The sequence below is a fragment of the Streptomyces sp. NRRL F-5727 genome (genome assembly GCF_000719555.1).
Classification (GTDB): Bacteria; Actinomycetota; Actinomycetes; order Streptomycetales; family Streptomycetaceae; genus Streptomyces.
In genome coordinates this window covers 125,364-142,195 of sequence record NZ_JOGX01000006.1, presented here as the reverse complement: position 1 = coordinate 142,195, position 16,832 = coordinate 125,364, and the positions used below count along the sequence as shown (strand labels likewise).

Here is a 16,832-nt window from a genome sequence, read left to right as displayed (position 1 = left end):
CGGTGAGGGTTCTTGCGGGGAGGGGCGGGAGCCGGGAGGTCAGCCGAGGAGGGAGCGGCCGATGATCTCCTTCATGATCTCCGTCGTGCCGCCGTAGATGGTCTGGATGCGGCCGTCGGTGAAGGCGCGGGCGACCGGGAATTCGCTCATGTAGCCGTATCCGCCGTGCAGTTGCAGACAGCGGTCGGCGACCCGCTTCTGCAGCTCGGTCGCCCACCACTTGGCCATGGAGGCGTTGACGGGGTCGAGGCCGAGGCCCGCCGGGTCGGCGTGCTCCTCGATGCAGCGGTCCACGAACGCCCGGGTGACGGCGCACTCGGTGGCCATCTCCGCGATCTCGAACCGCACGTGCTGGAGCCGGGCGAGCGGCCGGCCGAACGCCTCGCGCTCCTTGACGTACGCCGTCGTCAGCTCCAGGAGGTGCTCGGCGCCCGCGATGCCCGCGACGGCGATGGCCAGGCGCTCCTGGGCGAGGTTGGTCATCAGGTGGACGAAGGCGCCGTTCAGCTCGCCGAGGAGGTTCTCCTTGGGGACGCGGACGTCGTGGAAGAAGAGCTCGGCGGTGTCCTGGGACTTCTGGCCGATCTTGTCGAGGTTGCGGCCGCGCTCGAAGCCCTCCGTGCCGCGCTCGACGACGAGGAGGGAGAGGCCGTGCGCGCCGCCCTCCGGGGTGGTCTTCGCGACCACGATCACCAGGTCGGCGAGGATGCCGTTGGAGATGAAGGTCTTGGAACCGTTGAGCACCCAGTGGTCGCCGTGGTCCTCGGCGGTGGTGCGGATGCCCTGGAGGTCGGAGCCGGCGCCGGGCTCGGTCATCGCGATGGCGGTGATCAGCTCGCCGGAGCAGAAGCCGGGCAGCCAGCGCCGCTTCTGCTCGTCGGTGGCGAGCTTGGTGAGGTACGGGCCGATGATGTCGTTGTGCAGGCCGACGGCGAGGCCGGGGGCGGCCGCCCTGGTGAACTCCTCGGCGAGCACGGAGGCGTACCGGAAGTCGGGGTTGCCCCCGCCGCCGTACTCCTCGTCGACGGCGATGCCGAGGAGGCCCTGCCGGCCGGCGGCGCGCCACGCCTCGCGGGAGACGATGCCGTCCTTCTCCCACTGCGCGTAGTGGGGCAGCACCTCCTTCTCCAGGAAGGTGCGGACGACCGCCCGGAAGGCTTCGTGGTCCTCGGTGTAGAGCGTGCGCTTCATGGGGTCTTCGACTCCTGGGGGTGCGGGGCGTCCTGGGGGCGCAGGGCGGGGACGGCCCAGTCGCGGGCGACCTCGGCGGTGTCGGCGCCGGGCAGGGCGGGGCCGGTACGGAGGGTGCCGGGGGTGACGGAGAATCGGGGCGCGGGGGCGGGCTGGACGAGTCCGCCGTGCTCGGCGAAGGTGGCCCGGGCCGCGAGGTGCGGGTGGGCGGGGGCCTCGCGGAGCGAGAGGACGGGGGCGACGCAGGCGTCGGAGCCCTCGAAGACCTCGGTCCACTCGGCGCGGGTACGGCTCCGGAAGCGGGCGGCGACGGCCTCGCGCAGCTCGGGCCAGCGGGCGAGGTCGCGCCGGAGGGAGCGGGCCTCCGGCAGGTCGAGCAGCCGGGCGAACTCCTCGTAGAAGCGTTCCTCCAGGGCGCCGACCGCCATGTGGCCGCCGTCGGAGGTCGCGTACACCCCGTAGAAGGGGCAGCCGCCGTCGAGGAGGTTCACCCCGCGCCGGTCCTGCCAGCCGCCGGCCAGCAGCATGGCGTGGATCATGGTGGTGAGGTGGGCGGTGCCGTCCACGATGGCGGCGTCGACGACCTGGCCCTCGCCGTGCGTGCGCGCGTGCTGGAGGGCGGCGAGGACGCCGACGACGAGGTAGAGCGAGCCGCCCGCGTAGTCGCCGAGCAGATTGGCCGGGATGCTCGGCGGGCCGTCCGGGTCGGGGCCGACGAGGCCGAGGGCGCCGGTGACGGCGATGTAGCCGATGTCGTGTCCGGCGGTGGGCGCGAGCGGACCGTCCTGGCCCCAGCCGGTCATCCGGCCGTAGACGAGCCGGGGGTTGCGGGCCAGGCACTCCGCGGGGCCGACGCCGAGGCGTTCGGCGACGCCGGGCCGGTACCCCTCGATCAGCACGTCGGCGCGCTCGACGAGGTCGAGGACGGTCGCGGGGCCGTCCGGGGCCTTGAGGTCGACGAGGACGGAGCGCTTGTTGCGGTTGGTGAGGTCCTTGGCCGGGTCGACGCCGAGGCCGGGGCCGCCCGGCCGGTCGACGCGGACGACGTCGGCTCCGAGGTCGGCGAGGAGCATGGCGGCGAAGGGGCCGGGGCCGATGCCGGCGAGTTCCACGACCCGGACGCCGGCGAGCGGGCCGGTCCGCTCGGTGTGCCTCGTGCTCATCGAGCCCCCAGAGTGTGTGACACCAATGATGTAACACCGGAGATGCTAGGAACGCGTTCCACTCGGCACAAGCCCCCCGGCCGAGCAAGCGCTTGGAAATTCGACCGGGCGGCCGGGCCGCCCGGCGGGACGACCGGTCCGCTATCCTCCGCCGACGACATCGCCGAGGGACGGGAGTGGGGCTCGATGGAGACAGGGGCGGACACGGGGCGGGACCCCGGCGGACGGCGCTACGACGTGGTCCTGTTCGGGGCGACCGGGTTCGTGGGCGAGCTCACCGCGGAGTATCTGGCCGAGCACGCCCCCGCCGGGTGCCGCTGGGCCCTCGCCGGACGCTCGGCCGCCAGGCTGGCGGCGCTGCGGGACCGGCTCGCCGCCGGCCGGCCGCACCTCGCCGACGTACCCCTGCTCGTCGCCGACTCCGGCGACCCCGCCTCGCTGCGCGCGCTCGCGGAGTCGGCGCGGGTGGTGGCCTCCACCGTCGGCCCCTACGTCTGGTACGGCGAGGGACTGGTCGCCGCCTGCGCGGACGCCGGCACGGACTACCTCGACCTGACCGGCGAGGCCGAGTTCGTCGACCTCATGTACGTCCGCCACGACGCCCGCGCCCGGGAGACCGGCGCCCGGCTGGTGCACGCCTGCGGCTTCGACTCCGTCCCGCACGACCTCGGCGTCCTCTTCACCGTGGAGCGGCTGCCGGAGGGCGTACCGCTGCGCGTCGACGGCTTCGTCCGGGCCGGCGCCGTCTTCTCCGGCGGCACCTTCGCCTCCGCGCTGACCGCCTTCGGGCGCGGCCGGGAGATCCTGCGGGCCGCCCACGAGCGCCGGCTGCACGCGCCCCGGCTGGTGGGCCGGCGGGCCCGCGCGCCGCTGGGGGCGCCCCGGTTCAGCACCGAGACGGGCACCTGGGCGCTGCCGCTGCCCACCCTGGACCCGCAGGTGGTGGCCCGGTCGGCGGCCTCCCTCGAACGGTACGGCCCCGACTTCCGCTACCGCCACTACGCCTCGGTGAAGACCCTGCCGATGGCGCTCGGCGGCACGGCGGCGATCGGCGCGGCCGTCACGGCGGCCCAACTGCCGCCGCTGCGCCGGTGGATGATGGACCGTTACGAGGCGGGCTCCGGCCCGTCGGCCGAGCGGCGGGCGCGCAGCTGGTTCACGGTCCGGTTCGTCGGCGAGGGCGGCGGGCGGCGGGTCTTCACCGAGGTGTCGGGCGGCGATCCGGGCTACGACGAGACGGCGAAGATGCTCGCCGAGTCGGCGCTCTGCCTCGCCCTGGACCCGCTGCCCGAGACGGCGGGCCAGGTCACGACGGCGGTGGCGATGGGGGACGCGCTCATCACCCGGCTGCGGGCGGCGGGGCTGCGCTTCCGGGTGGCGCACCAGGAGTAGCGGCCCCCCGGTCTCACGCCCGGTTCACCAGCCGACCATGTCGGGGGCGCTGTGGTCGACCACCACGGCGTCGACCTCGATCTCGACCAGCCACGCCGGGTCGATGAACCGGGACACCTCCATGAAGGTGCAGGCGGGACGGACGGCGGCGAACCGCTCGCCGTGCGCGCGGGCCGCCTCGCGCCAGGCGGTGGCGTCGGTGAGCAGGACGCGGGTGCGGACGACGTCCTCCAGGCGGGCGCCCGCCTCGCGGAGGGCCGCCTCGGCGATGTCGAGACAGCGCACGGTCTGGGCGTAGACGTCGCCGGGCGCGGTGGTGGTGCCGTCGGGCGCGATCGGCGCGGTGCCGGCGACGGAGACGTACGGGCCGTGCCGTACGGCGCGGGAGAAGCCGATCTGCGGTTCCAGCGGGGAGCCGGAGGAGACGAGTCGTCGGGGTGTGGTGTGCAGGTCCATCCCGTCTTCCTTCCCCCGGTGCGGCCCGGTCAAATCCGGTGCGGGGAAGGGCGCCGGGGCCTACTCCCCCATGAGCCGGAACGGGTGCCCGGCCGGATCGGCGTACACCCGCCAGAGCGGCCGGGCGGCGTCTCCGTCTCCCCCGCCCTCGCCGAGGGGTACGGCTCCGAGGGCGAGCACCGCCTCGTGGGCGGCGGCCGGGTCCGGGACCCGGACGTCGAGGAGGAACTGCTGCTCGGGGGCGCCCCAGACGGGCGGCCGGTGGTCGGCGACGTCCTGGAAGGCGAGGACCGGTCCGTGCGCGTCGCGCAGCACGGCGGAGCCCGCTCCGACGGCGAGCCCCGGGTCGGGCGCGGTGATCTCGCCGCCGAGCATCGCGCGGTAGAAACCGGCGAGTTCACGCGCGTCGGGGCAGTCGAGCACGACGCACCGCAGCCGCCCGGTCATCCGGTGGTCCAGTCGGCGAGCACGTACAGGATGGCGCAGGTCCAGGCGAGCGCGGAGAGCGCGGCGACGGCGAGGACGACGGGCATCGCGCGGTCCGTGGAACGGCGGTGGCGTGTGGTGACGGGGGTTGTCATGGAGGCCACTGTGCCGCGGGGGTCTGACAACGGGCATCCGTACGGGTACTCAGACGCCGCTGGTACGTGCCTAGGTGGCGAGGGCCTCCTTGAGGGCGCCCCGGCAGAGGGCGTCGGCGTGCCGGGTGGTCTCGGGGAGCCGGTAGCGCGGGGTGAGGGCGAGGGTGTGGGCGCAGGCGTTGTCGAGGGAGACGCGGTGGCCGACGGAGACGAAGACGGGCTTGACCCCGCTCCGGGTCCGCAGCGCCCGGCCGACCTCCTCGCCGTCGGCGAGCAGCGGCGCGAAGTCGCCCCGGTCCTGGCCCGGTTGGTCGTGGGCGAAGGTGAAGGGGTTCTTGGCGACGCCGATCGCGGGCCGGCCGGTGAGCACGCCGAGGTGGGCGGCGAGCCCGAACCGGCGCGGGTGGGCGAGGCCGTAACCGTCGCAGACCAGGAGGCCGGGGTCGGCGGTGAGGGCGTCGAGCGCGGCCAGCACGGTGGGGATCTCGCGGAAGGCGAGGAGCCCGGGGACGTACGGGAAGGAGACCCGCCCCACGGCGGTCGCCTCCTCGACGACCGCGAGGGTCCGGGCGTCCAGCACCACGGCCGCGGCGGCGACGAGGTCCCGCTCGTCGTCGTACGCCACGTCGAGCCCCGTGACGTGTCCCGTGCCCGCCGCCGGGCCCTCCTCGTCCAGCACGAGCCGTCCCCGCAGCTCGCGTTGGACGTCCAGCGCCGTCTCCTGGTCGGCGGGCCAGCCCGCCGGAACCCCGATGATCCCCATGCGGCCACCCTACGGCGACGGCGTCCTGCGCCCCTGTCGGCGGGGTGCGGTAGCTTCCCCGGATGACCGCGATCGACGCCCTCGTACGCCTCTGCCCGCCGCCCGCCGAGCCGCCGCCCGCCGTGGACTGGGCGGGGACCGAGCGCGCGCTCGGGGTGCCGCTCCCCGCCGACTACCGACGGCTGGTCGAGACGTACGGCCCCGGGGTCTTCGACGAGACGGTGTGGCTGCTGGCCCCGGACGCCGGCCGCGCCCACCTCGACCTGGTCGCGCAGACCGCCGAACGGACCGAGATCCTGGAGTCGTTGCGGGAGTGGGAGGACGAGGAGTGGCCCGCGGAGCTGAGGGAGCCGGGGGCGCGGGTGGTGCCGTGGGCGTACGAGGAGGGGTCGGGGGCCTTCCTGTACTGGCTGGTGCTGCCGGACGCGCACCCCGACGAGTGGCCCGTCCTCTACAACGAGGGCCGCGGCCCGCTCTGGGAGCGGCACGGGCCGGGGTGCGCCGCCTTCCTGCTGGGGGTGCTCACGGGCACGGTGGAGACCTCGTACTTCGGCTACCTGTTCGAGGTGCTGAAGCCGGCGGAGCACCGTTTCGAGCAGCCCCGCCTGGTGCCGGACTGCTGATCGCGGGGGCGGCCCCCGCCGGTAGCCTTGCACGCATGTTCGTACTCGAATTGACCTACACGGCGCCCGTCGAGCGGGCGGACGCCCTCATGGACGCGCACATCGCCTGGCTGGACGAGCAGTACGCCGCCGGGGTGTTCCTCGCGTCGGGGCGGAAGAACCCGCGGGACGGCGGGGTGATCCTGGCGGCCGGGGTCGACCGGGCCGCGATCGAGCGGATCGCGGCGGCCGACCCCTTCAGCGCCGAGGGCGTGTGCGCGTACCGGATCACCGAGTTCTACGCGTCGAAGACCGTCGAGGGCCTGGCCGGCTACCGCGAGCAGCCGCCGGCCTGACCCGGCCGCCTCCCGCGTGGGGCGGCCTCCCGCCCGGGCCTCACGGGCGGGCGAGGACGGCGATCCGGCCCTTCTCGCCCGCGGCCCAGCAGCCGCCGTCCGGGGTGCAGTCCACGGTGTCGTACGAGCCGGTGTCCACGGTCCGCCAGGTGCGGCCGCCGTCGCGGGTGAGGTCGGTGCCGGTGGGTCCGACGGCGAGGGCGGCGTCCCCGCCGTGCGGGAGCCAGGCGACGCCGGAGCGGTAGGCGGGCGGGGGCGTGTCGGACGGGGTCCAGGTGCGGCCGCCGTCGGCGGTGACGGCGGCGGCCCGCGGCGAGGGCTCTCCGGCCCGGTAGTCGCCGCCGACGGCGAGGCCGTGGTGGCGGTCGCGGAAGGCGAGCGCGAAGACGCCCCTGGCCGGGTCGCCGGCCGGGACCGGGCTGTCGGTGACGGTCCAGGTGCGGCCCCGGTCCGCCGAGTGGAAGACGCGGGCGGTGGCGGCGCCGCCGGTCGCGAACCAGACGTCCCGCCCGCCGGTCGCCGCCGTGACCAGGCACTGGCCGCTCGCGGCGAAGCCCGCCTCGCCGGGCAGGGCGGCGGGCATCCCGGCGTCCGGCAGGACCTCCCAGCTGCGGCCGCCGTCGCGGGTGGAGAGGATGCGGAACCTGCCGTCGACGGGGTCGCTCAGGGCGAGGCCGTTGCGGCGGTCGAGGAAGGTCACGCAGTCGTAGAAGGCGCGCGGGTCGGTGTTGCGGAAGGTCTCGGTCCAGGTGGCGCCGCCGTCCTCGGTGCGCAGCAGCCGGGACGCCTCGCCCTCGCCGATGGCGAGGACGACGGCCCGGCGGGCGTCGAACGCCTCGACGTCGCGGAACTGCAGGCCCTCGGCGCCGGCGGGTGAGACGTTCCGCCAGCTGCGGCCCGCGTCGGTGGTGCGCAGGACGGTGCCCCGGGAGCCGGCGGCCCAGGCGGTGTGCCGGTCCACCGCGGCCAGGCCCCGGAAGCGGGCGTCGGTCCCGGTGGGGGTGAGCCGCCAGCCGTCGGCGGAGGTGGCGGCCGCGGGGGCCGCGGGGGTCTCCCCGGCCCGCGCGGGGGCCGCGAGGGAGAGCGCCAGCGCCGCCCCCAGCAGTCCCGCCGTCATCGTGCGTCGCGCCGTTCGCATCTTTCGCACAGGTGTCATGGCGCCGGAAGCTAGCGGCGGTGGCCGGGGCCCGTCCAGAGGGCGTCCGGTCCGGGTCCCGGCCCGGCTCCGCCGGAGTGCGGGGCGCGGCGGGCGTTCCTAGGCTGGGCGCATGACCGAGGGAACAGCGGAGCCGGGGACCGAATCCCCGACCGGCGGGAAGCCGCGGCTGAAGGAGTACGACGGCGAGGGGATCACCGTCACGTTCGAGCCGCGGCGCTGCCTGCACGCGGCCGAGTGCGTCCACGGTCTGCCCGAGGTCTTCGACCTGTCCCGCCGCCCCTGGGTGCTGCCCGACGCGGCCGTGCCGGAGCGGGTGGCCGAGGTGATCCGGCGCTGCCCCTCGGGGGCGCTCCAGTACCACCCGGCGGCGGGCGTCGGCGCGGAGGAGGCGCCGGACGTGCCGACCACCGTGCGCCGGAAGCCGTCGGGCCAGCTGAGGGTCCGGGGCGATCTGCTGGTCGCGGGCGAGCAGGGGGTGCGACACGAGACCCGGGCGCTGCTCTGCGGCTGCGGGGCCTCGGCGAACCAGCCGTACTGCGACCACTCGGGGCCCTGCGCGGAGCCCGACGACGACGTGGCCGAGGAGCGCTAGAGACGTCCTCCGGTTCGGCGCGGTGACGCACCTCACGTAGGGGTCCGGTGCACGTTCCGGCGGTTCCGCTCGTCTTGACGGGTGTCAGGTGCCCTGGTGTCGGGGAGACGCACAGGATCGCAACCGCGCGAGAGGAGTTCGCCGTGTCCGCCGTGATCGAGCAACCCGTCCAGGCCCGTCTGGTCGCTTCCGCACCCCGGATGGAGACCGTCCCCGCCACCCTGCGCTACGACCGTGAGGACCCGTACGCCGTCAGCATGGCCTTCCCGCCGCCGGCCACCCTGGAGGGCGTCGAGGTCTCCTGGGCCTTCGCCCGGGAGCTGCTGGCGCAGGGGGTCGAACGGCCCGCCGGGGACGGGGACGTACGGCTCCGTCCGTACGGCTACGACCGCACCGTGGTGGAGTTCCACGCCCCGGAGGGCGTGGCGATGGTCCATGTGCGCACCTCGGAGCTGCGCCGCTTCCTGGAGCGCTCGCAGCACCTGGTGCCGGCCGGGCGCGAGCACCAGTACCTGGACTGGGACCGGGACCTGGCCGCGCTCCTGGGCGAGCTGCCCTGAACGGCCCGTCCTGAACGGTCCACTCCGAGCGGTCCGCCTCGAGCGGTCCGCCGAAAACCGGTTGTCCCCTCCGCCCGAGCGGTCCTACCGTCGGTGAGGTCAGATCGCCTCCCGATCGGAGAAGGAACGTTGTACCTCTGAGGTCCCGAGACACCGTGCCGCGCCCGTGCCCCGTGCCGTGCGTGCCGTTCTCGACCTCGGTGGACGAGCCGTTCCCCACGCTGCCCGCGCCCCGGTGTCTCACGCGTCGCACCACGCCCACGCTCGTACCGTGCTCGCGGCACCGGAGGCCCTCGTGTCACATCACCCCGTCTTTCTCTCCACCACCTCGCTCTCCTTCTCCTGGCCGGACGGCACCGAGGTCTTCGACGACCTCAAGGTGACGGTCGGTCCCGGCCGTACCGGTCTGGTCGGGTCGAACGGCTCGGGGAAGTCCACCCTGCTCCGGCTGCTCGCCGGGGAGCTCACCCCCAGCGCCGGCTCCGTGCGGACGGCCGGCGAGATCGGCCATCTCCCGCAGAACCTGGTCCTGGACACCGGACGCCGGGTCGACGAGATCCTCGGCATCGACCGGAAACGTGCCGCGCTGCACGCCGTCGAGGCGGGCGACACGGCCGAGGAGCACTTCGGCGTCATCGGCGACGACTGGGACGTGGAGGAGCGGGCGCTGGCCACGCTCGACCGGCTCGGTCTCGGCTCGATCGGCCTGGACCGCACGGTCGGCGAGGTGTCCGGCGGCGAGTCCGTGCTGCTGCGGCTCGCGGCGCTGCTGCTGGCCCGGCCGGACGTCCTGCTGCTCGACGAACCCACCAACAACCTCGACCTGTACGCCCGTTCGCGTCTCTACGAGACGGTGGAGAGCTGGTCCGGGGTGCTGGTGGTGGTCAGCCACGACCGGGAGCTCCTGGAGCGGGTCGACCAGATCGCCGACCTCCACGACGGCGGGGTGAGCTGGTACGGCGGCCCCTGGTCGGCGTACGAGGAGGCGCTCGCGGCCGAACAGGAGGCGGCCGAGCGGATGGTGCGGGTCGCCGAGGCGGACGTCCAGCGGCAGCGACGGGAACTGGCCGACGCCGGGATGAAGCTGGCGCGCCGCAGGCGGTACGCGCAGAAGAGCTTCGAGAACAAGGTGCTGCCGAAGGTCGTGGCCCACACCCGGCGGAGCTCGGCGCAGGTCTCGGCGGGCAAGCACCGCAACCTGCACGCGGAGCGGCTGGCGGAGGCGCGGGAGCGGCTCGACGTGGCGGCGGAGGCGGTGCGGGAGGAGGACGAGATCCGGGTCGAGCTGCCGCGCACCTCGGTGCCGCCCGGCCGCGAGGTGCTGCGGATCAGGGACCTGGAGCTGCGGTACGGGGCGCGGGTCGAGGGCGGGTTCGAGCTGCGGGGCCCGGAGCGGATCGCGCTGGTGGGCCGTAACGGGGCCGGTAAGACCACGCTGTTGCGGACGGTCGCCGGGGAGCTGGAACCCGTGTCGGGCGAGGTGGAGACCCTGGTGCCGCTCCGCTTTCTGCCGCAGCGGCTCGACGTCCTCGACGACGGGCTGAGCATCGTGGAGAACGTGGCCCGGTTCGCGCCCGCGGCGTCGGGGAACGCGATCAGGGCCCGGCTCGCGCGGTTCCTGTTCCGGGGCGCCCGGGCGGACCAGCCGGTGGGCAGCCTGTCGGGCGGGGAGCGGTTCCGGGCGACGCTGGCGGCGCTGCTGCTCGCGGAGCCCGCTCCGCAGCTGTTGCTGCTGGACGAGCCGACGAACAATCTGGACATGGCGTCGGTGCGGAAGCTGACGGCGGCCCTCCGCGCGTACGAGGGGGCGCTGGTCGTGGCCAGTCACGACCTGACGTTCCTGGAGTCGCTGGGGCTGACGCGCCGGTTGCTCCTCGACGGCCGGCTGCGGCCGACGTCGGCGGAGGAGCTCCGTGCGGGGTCGACGTCAGAGGTGGAGTAACGCCCAGGACTTGGTGCCGCCGTCCGGGGTGAGGGCGGGGGCGAGTCCCCAGTCGCCGCCGTGCTCCTCGACCGCCGCGGCCAGCAGCCACATGCTGCGGCTGCGGCGGTCGCGGCACTTCTCGGCGGCTTCCGGCTCACGGTGGAGCGGATGCTGGTCGTAGACCACGATCCGCAGGGCGTCGAACTGCCAGCGGACGCGCAGCGCCATCTCCCGGTCGGGGGTGAACCGGTAGGCGGCGGCGACGAGTTCGGAGGCGGCGAGGGCGGCGGTCTCGCGCAGTCCGGCGAGTCCGTGGCGGGTGAGGAGGCCGCGGACGGCCTCGCGGGCGAGGCCCGCGCAGTAGGCGCCGCCGGGGAGCAGCATGGAGTAACTGAGGTTCTCCGCGGCGGGGGGTATGGGCCCGGCGGCCGTGACGGCGGCCGGAAGGCAACGCAGGGCGCCCTTCATCGGATTGCTCACATTTCCTGTACATGGGGGTGCTCTGCACACGGTCGTGGTCGCCCCGTGTGAGACTTGCGCTACCGACCGTAGCGCAGAAGCGGAGCACGGTGCTACTACTTGCGGGTAGTGGCGCCGTTTCCGGACAGCCGGGCGACGGCGGCGCGGGAACGGGGGCGGCAGGGGGCCGCCCAGCAGGACGAGGGAGATCGACGTGCCACCCAGGAGCAGCCCCACCGCACGCCAGCAGCGGCTCGGCGCCGAACTGCGCAAGCTGCGCGAACAGTCGGGGATGTCCGCCCAGCAGGCCGCCGCCCTCCTGGGCGTCGACCGCACCCGCATCCCGAACGTCGAGTCCGGCCGCTTCGGCATCAGCCCCGAGCGGGTGCGGACCCTGGCCTTCAACTACGGCTGCCCGGACACCGCCCTGGTGGACCTGCTCGCCGCCATGGCCCAGGAGCGGGACCGCGGCTGGTGGGAGGAGCACCGCGGACTGCTTCCGCCCGCCCTGCTCGACATCGCCGAACTGGAGCACCACGCAGCCGAGCTGGCGACCGCGGTGACCACCCACGTGCCCGGTCTGCTGCAGACCGAGGACCAGGCGCGGGCGGTCTTCGACACCGCCGTGCCACCGCTGCCGGAACCGGACCTGGAGGCCCGGCTCGCCCTGCGGCTGCGCCGCCAGGAGACCCTGGACCGGCCGGTGCCGTACGAGGCCGTGATCCACGAGGCGGCGCTGCGCATGCAGTTCGGCGGCCCGAAGGTCGCCCGGGCCCAGCTGGAGCACATCCTGGAGCAGTCGGAACGGGCCACCGTCACCGTGCGGGTCATCCCCTTCGCCGCCGGGGGTTTCCCCGGAGCGGGACAGTCGTTCAGCTATGTGTCCGCGCCCGTGCCGCAGCTCGACACCGTCCAGCTCGACTCCTCGCACGGCTCGATCCTCCTCGACGCCGACATGAAGCTGCGCCGATACCGGGGCCTGCTCGAACGGCTGCGCGGACTCGCCCTGTCCACCGCCGACTCCCGCGCGTTCATCCGCTCGATAGCCCAGGACCTGTGAGGGATCCGCACCATGCCCGACATCACGAACGTCACGACGTCCGCCCCCTCCGCCACCCCGTCCGCCCCCGCCGGCGCGATCGCCTGGGGCGACGCCTTCTGCAGCGAGGGGGCGAACTGCTTCCGCTTCGGCCTCGACGACGCCGGCCGGGCCTACATCGGCTCGACCCTCACCCCCGGCGAGTACGTCAGCGACTCCGTCGAGGCGCTGCGCGCGCTGATCTCCGCGGTGAAGTCCGGAGCGGCCGACCATCTGCTCTGAGTAGCCGATCAGCTGTTCACGGGTGACCCGCCCCGACGTGACCTGCATCTCTTTTCCGGCGTCCGAGCTGCGCACATAACGGAACGTAACCGGACAAGGTTCGAGCGGGGCTTGGTCGCCGCCTTACGGGGCCTTAACCTACGGAGTCGTAACCTACGAATCCGTAGGTATTTCCGTTCGCCCTCCTCTCCGTCCCCAGGAGTCCCCGTGACGCTCACCTCTCCCCACCTCGACAGTTCGGCAGGGTGGACCGACGCGCGCTTGCTGTACGCGCTGGAAGAGGTGGTGGAGAAGGAGCTCAACCGGCACCTCAAGGTCGTCAAGGACTGGATGCCGCACGAGTACGTGCCCTGGTCGGACGGCCGGAACTTCCCGGGCTTCTTCGAGGACGGCGAGGCGTGGGACCCGGCCCAGTCCAAGGTCACGGACATAGGGAAGATCGCGCTCGTGGTCAACCTCCTCACCGAGGACAACCTGCCGAGCTACCACCACGAGATCGCCAGCCTCTTCGGCCGCGACGGCGCCTGGGGCACCTGGGTGCACCGCTGGACCGCGGAGGAGGGCCGGCACGGCATCGTCATGCGCGACTACCTGCTCGCCTCCCGCGCCGTCGACCCGGACAAGCTGGAGCAGTTCCGGATGTCACACATGAGCGAGGGCTTCGAGTCGGACAACCGCCACTCGATGCTGCACTCGGTGGCGTACGTGTCCTTCCAGGAGCTCGCCACCCGCATCTCGCACCGCAACACCGGCCACCAGTCCGGCGACCCCGTCTGCGACCGGATGCTCGCCCGCATCGCGCTCGACGAGAACCTGCACATGATCTTCTACCGGAACCTGCTGAAGGCCGCCCTGGAGATCGCCCCCGACCTCTCCATGCAGGCCGTCCGCGACGTGGTGGTCAACTTCCGGATGCCCGGCCACGGCATCCCGGGCTTCGAGCGGGCCGCCGCCCAGATGGCGATCGGCGAGATCTACAACATGCGCATCCACCACGACGACGTGCTGGAGCCGGTGCTCCGCCACCTGAAGGTCCTCGACATCACCGGCCTCGGCCCGGACGGGCTGCGCGCCCAGGAGGAGCTGGGCCTCTTCATGAACGGCCTCGACGCGGAGGCCACGAAGTTCGACGCGAAGCTGGCCGCCCGCAAGGCCCGGATGGCCGCGCGCGCCGAGGGCTGAGCCCCGCGCACTCCCCCGGGAGCGGTTCAGGAGCGCCGCGCGCGCCGCAGCCTGAGCCGCTCCTTCTCGGAGAGCCCGCCCCACACCCCGAACCGCTCGTCGTGCGCGAGCGCGTACTCCAGGCAGGCGACGCGCCCCTCGCAGGCGCCGCAGAGCTGCTTGGCCTCGCGGGTCGAGGAGCCGGGGGCCGGGAAGAAGAACTCGGGTCCGGCCTGGGCGCACAGCGCGTCCTCGCGCCAGGCGAGGTCGGCGGCGGGGCGGGGGGCCGGGAAGGTCAGGACGTCGGTCTCGGTCTGCATGGCTCCACCCTGGCGCGGGGCGCTAAACACACCGTCAACGTCCGATCAATGCGGCTCGTCGGGCGCGTCCGGACCGTTCTCCGCCGGCTTCTTCGCCCGGCTCGGCTGGACCCGCTTCGGCTCGCCCGGCATCTTCGGGTACTCGGGCGGATAGGGCAGGTCCCCGAGGTCGTGCTCGGCCTCGTCGCGCCGGGCCAGTTCCAGCAGCGGCTCCAGGTCGAAGCGCTCGTCGTCCATGTCCGCGTGCACGTCGCCCAGCTCGGCGTACCGGGCCGGCATGGTCCGGATGTCGAAGTCCTCCGGCACCGCGTCGTCGATCTCGTCCCAGCGCAGCGGGGCGGAGACGGGGGCGTGCGGCTTCGGGCGGACCGAGTAGGCGGAGGCGATCGTGCGGTCGCGGGCCGTCTGGTTGTAGTCGACGAAGATCCGCTCGCCGCGCTCCTCCTTCCACCACTTCATGGTGACCCGGTCCGGCATCCGCCGCTCCAGCTCCCGCCCGACGGCGATGGCCGCCCGCCTGACCTGGACGAAGGTCCAGTCGGGGCGGATCGGGACGAAGACGTGCAGCCCGCGTCCGCCGGAGGTCTTGGGCCAGCCGCGCAGCCCGTACTCGCCGAGGACGGCCCGCAGCTCGTGCGCGGCGCGGACGGCGTCGGCGTAGTCGGTGCCGGGCTGCGGGTCGAGGTCCAGGCGGAGCTCGTCCGGGTGGTCGGTGTCCCCACGGCGGACCGGCCAGGGGTGGAAGGTGACGGCGCCGAGGTTGGCGGCCCAGACCACGGCGGCCGGCTCGGTGGGGCACAGCTCGTCGGCGGACCGGCCGCTGGGGAAGGTGATGTGCGCGGTCGGGATCCAGTCGGGGAGGTACTTGGGGGCCCGCTTCTGGAAGAAGGACTCCCCCGTCACCCCGTCGGGGTAGCGCTCCAGGGTGGTGGGCCGGTCCCGCAGCGCGCGGGTGACGCCCTCGCCGACGGCGAGGTAGTAGCGCACCATGTCGAGCTTGGTGTAGCCGGGCTCCGGAAAGTAGATCTTGTCCGGGTTGGAGACGCGGACGGTGCGCCCGCCGGCCTCCACCTCCACCGCTGCCGTCTTGCCTGCCATGGGCGCCACCCTAGGGCTCGCCGACAGATGTCGCATACCGGACAATCGACCCATGGATCTGCCGGTGATGCCGCCCGTGAAGCCGATGCTCGCCAAGGCCGTGAAGAAGATCCCGCCCGGGATGCAGTACGAGGCCAAGTGGGACGGCTTCCGGGCCATCGTCCACCGCGACGGCCCCGAGCTGGTCATCGGCAGCCGTACCGGCAAGCCCCTCACCCGGTACTTCCCCGAACTCGTCGACGCGCTGCGGGAACGGCTGCCGAAGCGGTGCGTGGTGGACGGCGAGATCGTCGTCGAGCACGGCGGGCGGCTCGACTTCGACCGGCTGAGCGAGCGGATCCACCCGGCGGACTCCCGGGTCCGGATGCTCGCCGCGACCACCCCGGCCCGCTTCGTCGCCTTCGACCTGCTCGCCCTCGGCGACGACGCCCTCCTCGACACCCCGCTCGCCGAGCGCCGCGAGGCCCTGGAGCGGGCGCTCGACGGCACCACCGCCCCGCTCCACCTCGCCCCGGCCACCCGCGACCCGGAGCTGGCCGCGCGCTGGTTCGAGCAGTACGAGGGGGCCGGGCTCGACGGCGTGATCGCCAAGCCGCTCGACCTGCCCTACCGGCCGGACGCCCGGCTGATGTACAAGATCAAGCACGAGCGGACCGCCGACGTCGTCGTGGCCGGATACCGCTTCCACAAGAGCGGCCCCGTCGTCGGCTCGCTGCTCCTCGGCCTCTACGACGACCGGGGCGCCCTCCAGCACGTCGGCGTCTGCGCCGCCTTCACCGCCGGGCGCCGGGCCGAGCTGGTCGAGGAGCTGGAGCCGCTGCGGATGGACCCGCCGGACGGACACCCGTGGGCCGCCTGGGCCGAGGAGGCCGCGCACGAGAGCGCCCGGCTGCCGGGCGCGCCCAGCCGCTGGTCGGGGAAGAAGGACCTGTCGTGGGTGGCACTGCGGCCGGAGCGGGTCTGCGAGGTCGGCTACGACCACATGGAGGGCGACCGCTTCCGGCACACCGCGCAGTTCAAGCGCTGGCGCCCGGACCGCACCCCCGAGTCCTGCGGCTACGGGCAGCTCGACGAGCCCGTCTCGTACGACCTGTCGGACGTGCTGAGCTGACGATCGTCCCGGCCGGGACGCCTCGGCGCCACGTGATTTCCTTCACACCGAGGGTGCCGTCCGGGGGCTTGCGCCGCGCCCGCCCGGCCCCGCCGCCGGCCGCCGGCGCCCGCGACGCGCGGCGTCCGTGCGGAACGCCCGGCCGGCGCCGTGCCCCGTACCTGCGGGAACGCCCGCGCCCGCGATCACCCGGGCCCGGGGCACGCCGACGGGTGCGCCCGCGCACTCCGGGCGAGCCGGGCGCCCCCGTCGCACACCGGCCCCGGAGCCGTACCGGAACCGCTCCCGCCATCCGGTACGTATGGAGGTGAGAGCCCTTCCCGTCCGCCCCCACGAACCGCTAGGACTGACCCGTGATCGCCTCGCCCTCTCCTCTCGTCCCCGTCCCGATCCCCGACCGCGTGGCCGCCCTCATCGGCTCCTGTCTGCCCGCGCACGTCCTCCAGGCGGAGATCGAGGCGGACTGCGCGGCGCGCGAGGTCTACCGCTTCCGCGGGCCGCTCTGCGCGGAGGACCGGGCCGACCGCGAGCACGCGCTGGCCGCTCTCGCCCGCGCCAACAAGATCCTGGCCAAGCACCACCCGACCCTGCCGGTACGCCCCTGACGGCGTCGCCCGATCGGC

21 protein-coding genes are annotated in these 16,832 nt (G+C 74.1%); 11 read left to right on the top strand and 10 right to left on the bottom strand.

Annotation, left to right across the window (positions count from 1 at the left end):
- Window positions 1–39: 39 nt before the first annotated feature.
- Both IF73_RS0107085 and IF73_RS0107080 read right to left on the bottom strand, forming a co-directional pair.
- The gene (locus tag IF73_RS0107085; RefSeq protein ID WP_031004616.1) at window positions 40–1,191 is read right to left on the bottom strand and encodes an acyl-CoA dehydrogenase family protein; all 1,152 of its coding nucleotides are present in this window, start codon (window positions 1,189–1,191) and stop codon (window positions 40–42) included.
- A complete protein-coding gene (locus tag IF73_RS0107080) occupies window positions 1,188–2,354 on the bottom strand; it encodes a CaiB/BaiF CoA transferase family protein (RefSeq protein WP_031004615.1) in 1,167 nt (388 codons plus the stop codon). Before IF73_RS0107080 ends, IF73_RS0107085 begins: the two co-directional genes overlap by 4 nt.
- A gap of 186 nt (window positions 2,355–2,540) precedes the next feature.
- On the opposite strand from IF73_RS0107080, the gene IF73_RS0107075 reads away from it, so the two are divergent.
- Window positions 2,541–3,746: a saccharopine dehydrogenase family protein gene (locus IF73_RS0107075; protein WP_051716590.1), complete on the top strand. Its 1,206-nt coding sequence runs from the start codon at window positions 2,541–2,543 to the stop codon at window positions 3,744–3,746.
- A 24-nt stretch (window positions 3,747–3,770) separates the two neighbouring features.
- On the opposite strand, the gene IF73_RS0107070 is transcribed toward IF73_RS0107075, so the two are convergent.
- The 4 genes from IF73_RS0107070 to IF73_RS0107055 form a co-directional block, all read right to left on the bottom strand.
- On the bottom strand, window positions 3,771–4,202 hold the full coding sequence (locus IF73_RS0107070) for a RidA family protein (RefSeq protein WP_037878444.1): 432 nt from the start codon (window positions 4,200–4,202) through the stop codon (window positions 3,771–3,773).
- 60 nt (window positions 4,203–4,262) lie between these two features.
- A complete protein-coding gene (locus tag IF73_RS0107065; RefSeq protein ID WP_031004610.1) occupies window positions 4,263–4,649 on the bottom strand; it encodes a VOC family protein in 387 nt (128 codons plus the stop codon).
- Window positions 4,646–4,783 carry a morphogenic membrane protein MmpA gene (gene mmpA, locus IF73_RS40920; protein WP_158821947.1) on the bottom strand — a complete coding sequence of 46 codons (138 nt, stop codon included), beginning with the start codon at window positions 4,781–4,783 and terminating at the stop codon, window positions 4,646–4,648. The genes IF73_RS0107065 and mmpA overlap by 4 nt, the downstream gene beginning before the upstream one ends.
- 70 nt (window positions 4,784–4,853) lie before the next feature.
- On the bottom strand, window positions 4,854–5,546 hold the full coding sequence (locus tag IF73_RS0107055) for an endonuclease V (RefSeq protein ID WP_031004608.1): 693 nt from the start codon (window positions 5,544–5,546) through the stop codon (window positions 4,854–4,856).
- A gap of 62 nt (window positions 5,547–5,608) precedes the next feature.
- Between IF73_RS0107055 and IF73_RS0107050 the strand changes: the two genes are divergently transcribed.
- Window positions 5,609–6,169, top strand: coding sequence for a hypothetical protein (locus IF73_RS0107050; RefSeq protein WP_031004606.1), 561 nt, complete (start codon window positions 5,609–5,611; stop codon window positions 6,167–6,169).
- A gap of 35 nt (window positions 6,170–6,204) precedes the next feature.
- On the top strand, window positions 6,205–6,504 hold the full coding sequence (locus IF73_RS0107045; RefSeq protein ID WP_031004604.1) for a YciI family protein: 300 nt from the start codon (window positions 6,205–6,207) through the stop codon (window positions 6,502–6,504).
- A gap of 40 nt (window positions 6,505–6,544) precedes the next feature.
- On the opposite strand, the gene IF73_RS0107040 is transcribed toward IF73_RS0107045, so the two are convergent.
- Window positions 6,545–7,621 carry a WD40/YVTN/BNR-like repeat-containing protein gene (locus IF73_RS0107040; protein ID WP_031004602.1) on the bottom strand — a complete coding sequence of 359 codons (1,077 nt, stop codon included), beginning with the start codon at window positions 7,619–7,621 and terminating at the stop codon, window positions 6,545–6,547.
- A gap of 151 nt (window positions 7,622–7,772) precedes the next feature.
- Between IF73_RS0107040 and IF73_RS0107035 the strand changes: the two genes are divergently transcribed.
- From IF73_RS0107035 to IF73_RS0107025, 3 genes are all read left to right on the top strand, one after another.
- Window positions 7,773–8,255 carry a (4Fe-4S)-binding protein gene (locus IF73_RS0107035; RefSeq protein ID WP_031004600.1) on the top strand — a complete coding sequence of 161 codons (483 nt, stop codon included), beginning with the start codon at window positions 7,773–7,775 and terminating at the stop codon, window positions 8,253–8,255.
- Window positions 8,256–8,398: 143 nt separating this feature from the next.
- Window positions 8,399–8,815, top strand: a complete 417-nt coding sequence (locus IF73_RS0107030; RefSeq protein WP_031004599.1) for an SsgA family sporulation/cell division regulator — start codon at window positions 8,399–8,401, stop codon at window positions 8,813–8,815.
- Window positions 8,816–9,110: 295 nt separating this feature from the next.
- Entirely contained in the window at window positions 9,111–10,757 is a 1,647-nt protein-coding gene (locus IF73_RS0107025) for an ABC-F family ATP-binding cassette domain-containing protein (protein WP_031004598.1), read from the top strand.
- On the opposite strand, the gene IF73_RS0107020 is transcribed toward IF73_RS0107025, so the two are convergent.
- A complete protein-coding gene (locus IF73_RS0107020; RefSeq protein WP_234338178.1) occupies window positions 10,743–11,219 on the bottom strand; it encodes an ATP-binding protein in 477 nt (158 codons plus the stop codon). The genes IF73_RS0107025 and IF73_RS0107020 overlap by 15 nt on opposite strands.
- Before the next feature lie 193 nt (window positions 11,220–11,412).
- Between IF73_RS0107020 and IF73_RS0107015 the strand changes: the two genes are divergently transcribed.
- From IF73_RS0107015 to IF73_RS0107005, 3 genes are all read left to right on the top strand, one after another.
- On the top strand, window positions 11,413–12,258 hold the full coding sequence (locus IF73_RS0107015; protein WP_031004596.1) for a helix-turn-helix domain-containing protein: 846 nt from the start codon (window positions 11,413–11,415) through the stop codon (window positions 12,256–12,258).
- Between the two features lie 12 nt (window positions 12,259–12,270).
- The gene (locus IF73_RS0107010) at window positions 12,271–12,519 is read left to right on the top strand and encodes a hypothetical protein (protein WP_078867968.1); all 249 of its coding nucleotides are present in this window, start codon (window positions 12,271–12,273) and stop codon (window positions 12,517–12,519) included.
- A 207-nt stretch (window positions 12,520–12,726) separates the two neighbouring features.
- Window positions 12,727–13,701, top strand: a complete 975-nt coding sequence (locus tag IF73_RS0107005; protein ID WP_031004594.1) for an acyl-ACP desaturase — start codon at window positions 12,727–12,729, stop codon at window positions 13,699–13,701.
- A 26-nt stretch (window positions 13,702–13,727) separates the two neighbouring features.
- Here IF73_RS0107005 and IF73_RS0107000 read toward each other — a convergent pair whose 3' ends face one another.
- Together IF73_RS0107000 and ligD are read right to left on the bottom strand one after the other, a co-directional pair.
- A complete protein-coding gene (locus IF73_RS0107000; RefSeq protein ID WP_051716589.1) occupies window positions 13,728–14,000 on the bottom strand; it encodes a WhiB family transcriptional regulator in 273 nt (90 codons plus the stop codon).
- Between the two features lie 45 nt (window positions 14,001–14,045).
- Window positions 14,046–15,098: a non-homologous end-joining DNA ligase gene (gene ligD, locus IF73_RS0106995; protein ID WP_037878441.1), complete on the bottom strand. Its 1,053-nt coding sequence runs from the start codon at window positions 15,096–15,098 to the stop codon at window positions 14,046–14,048.
- Window positions 15,099–15,150: 52 nt separating this feature from the next.
- Here ligD and IF73_RS0106990 point away from each other — a divergent pair, with 52 nt between their 5' ends.
- A complete protein-coding gene (locus tag IF73_RS0106990) occupies window positions 15,151–16,209 on the top strand; it encodes an ATP-dependent DNA ligase (protein WP_031004590.1) in 1,059 nt (352 codons plus the stop codon).
- A gap of 356 nt (window positions 16,210–16,565) precedes the next feature.
- Window positions 16,566–16,814, top strand: coding sequence for a hypothetical protein (locus IF73_RS0106985; RefSeq protein ID WP_373307825.1), 249 nt, complete (start codon window positions 16,566–16,568; stop codon window positions 16,812–16,814).
- The last annotated feature ends 18 nt before the right edge of the window (window positions 16,815–16,832 follow it).

What these genes read in the sequence shown, in the direction of transcription:
- IF73_RS0107085 (WP_031004616.1), bottom strand. Translation starts at nt 1,191, where the DNA reads ATGAAGCGCACGCTCTACACCGAGGACCACGAAGCCTTCCGGGCGGTC.
- IF73_RS0107080 (WP_031004615.1), bottom strand. Translation starts at nt 2,354, where the DNA reads ATGAGCACGAGGCACACCGAGCGGACCGGCCCGCTCGCCGGCGTCCGG.
- IF73_RS0107075 (WP_051716590.1), top strand. Translation starts at nt 2,541, where the DNA reads ATGGAGACAGGGGCGGACACGGGGCGGGACCCCGGCGGACGGCGCTAC.
- IF73_RS0107070 (WP_037878444.1), bottom strand. Translation starts at nt 4,202, where the DNA reads ATGGACCTGCACACCACACCCCGACGACTCGTCTCCTCCGGCTCCCCG.
- IF73_RS0107065 (WP_031004610.1), bottom strand. Translation starts at nt 4,649, where the DNA reads ATGACCGGGCGGCTGCGGTGCGTCGTGCTCGACTGCCCCGACGCGCGT.
- mmpA (WP_158821947.1), bottom strand. Translation starts at nt 4,783, where the DNA reads ATGACAACCCCCGTCACCACACGCCACCGCCGTTCCACGGACCGCGCG.
- IF73_RS0107055 (WP_031004608.1), bottom strand. Translation starts at nt 5,546, where the DNA reads ATGGGGATCATCGGGGTTCCGGCGGGCTGGCCCGCCGACCAGGAGACG.
- IF73_RS0107050 (WP_031004606.1), top strand. Translation starts at nt 5,609, where the DNA reads ATGACCGCGATCGACGCCCTCGTACGCCTCTGCCCGCCGCCCGCCGAG.
- IF73_RS0107045 (WP_031004604.1), top strand. Translation starts at nt 6,205, where the DNA reads ATGTTCGTACTCGAATTGACCTACACGGCGCCCGTCGAGCGGGCGGAC.
- IF73_RS0107040 (WP_031004602.1), bottom strand. Translation starts at nt 7,621, where the DNA reads ATGACGGCGGGACTGCTGGGGGCGGCGCTGGCGCTCTCCCTCGCGGCC.
- IF73_RS0107035 (WP_031004600.1), top strand. Translation starts at nt 7,773, where the DNA reads ATGACCGAGGGAACAGCGGAGCCGGGGACCGAATCCCCGACCGGCGGG.
- IF73_RS0107010 (WP_078867968.1), top strand. Translation starts at nt 12,271, where the DNA reads ATGCCCGACATCACGAACGTCACGACGTCCGCCCCCTCCGCCACCCCG.
- IF73_RS0107000 (WP_051716589.1), bottom strand. Translation starts at nt 14,000, where the DNA reads ATGCAGACCGAGACCGACGTCCTGACCTTCCCGGCCCCCCGCCCCGCC.
- ligD (WP_037878441.1), bottom strand. Translation starts at nt 15,098, where the DNA reads ATGGCAGGCAAGACGGCAGCGGTGGAGGTGGAGGCCGGCGGGCGCACC.
- IF73_RS0106990 (WP_031004590.1), top strand. Translation starts at nt 15,151, where the DNA reads ATGGATCTGCCGGTGATGCCGCCCGTGAAGCCGATGCTCGCCAAGGCC.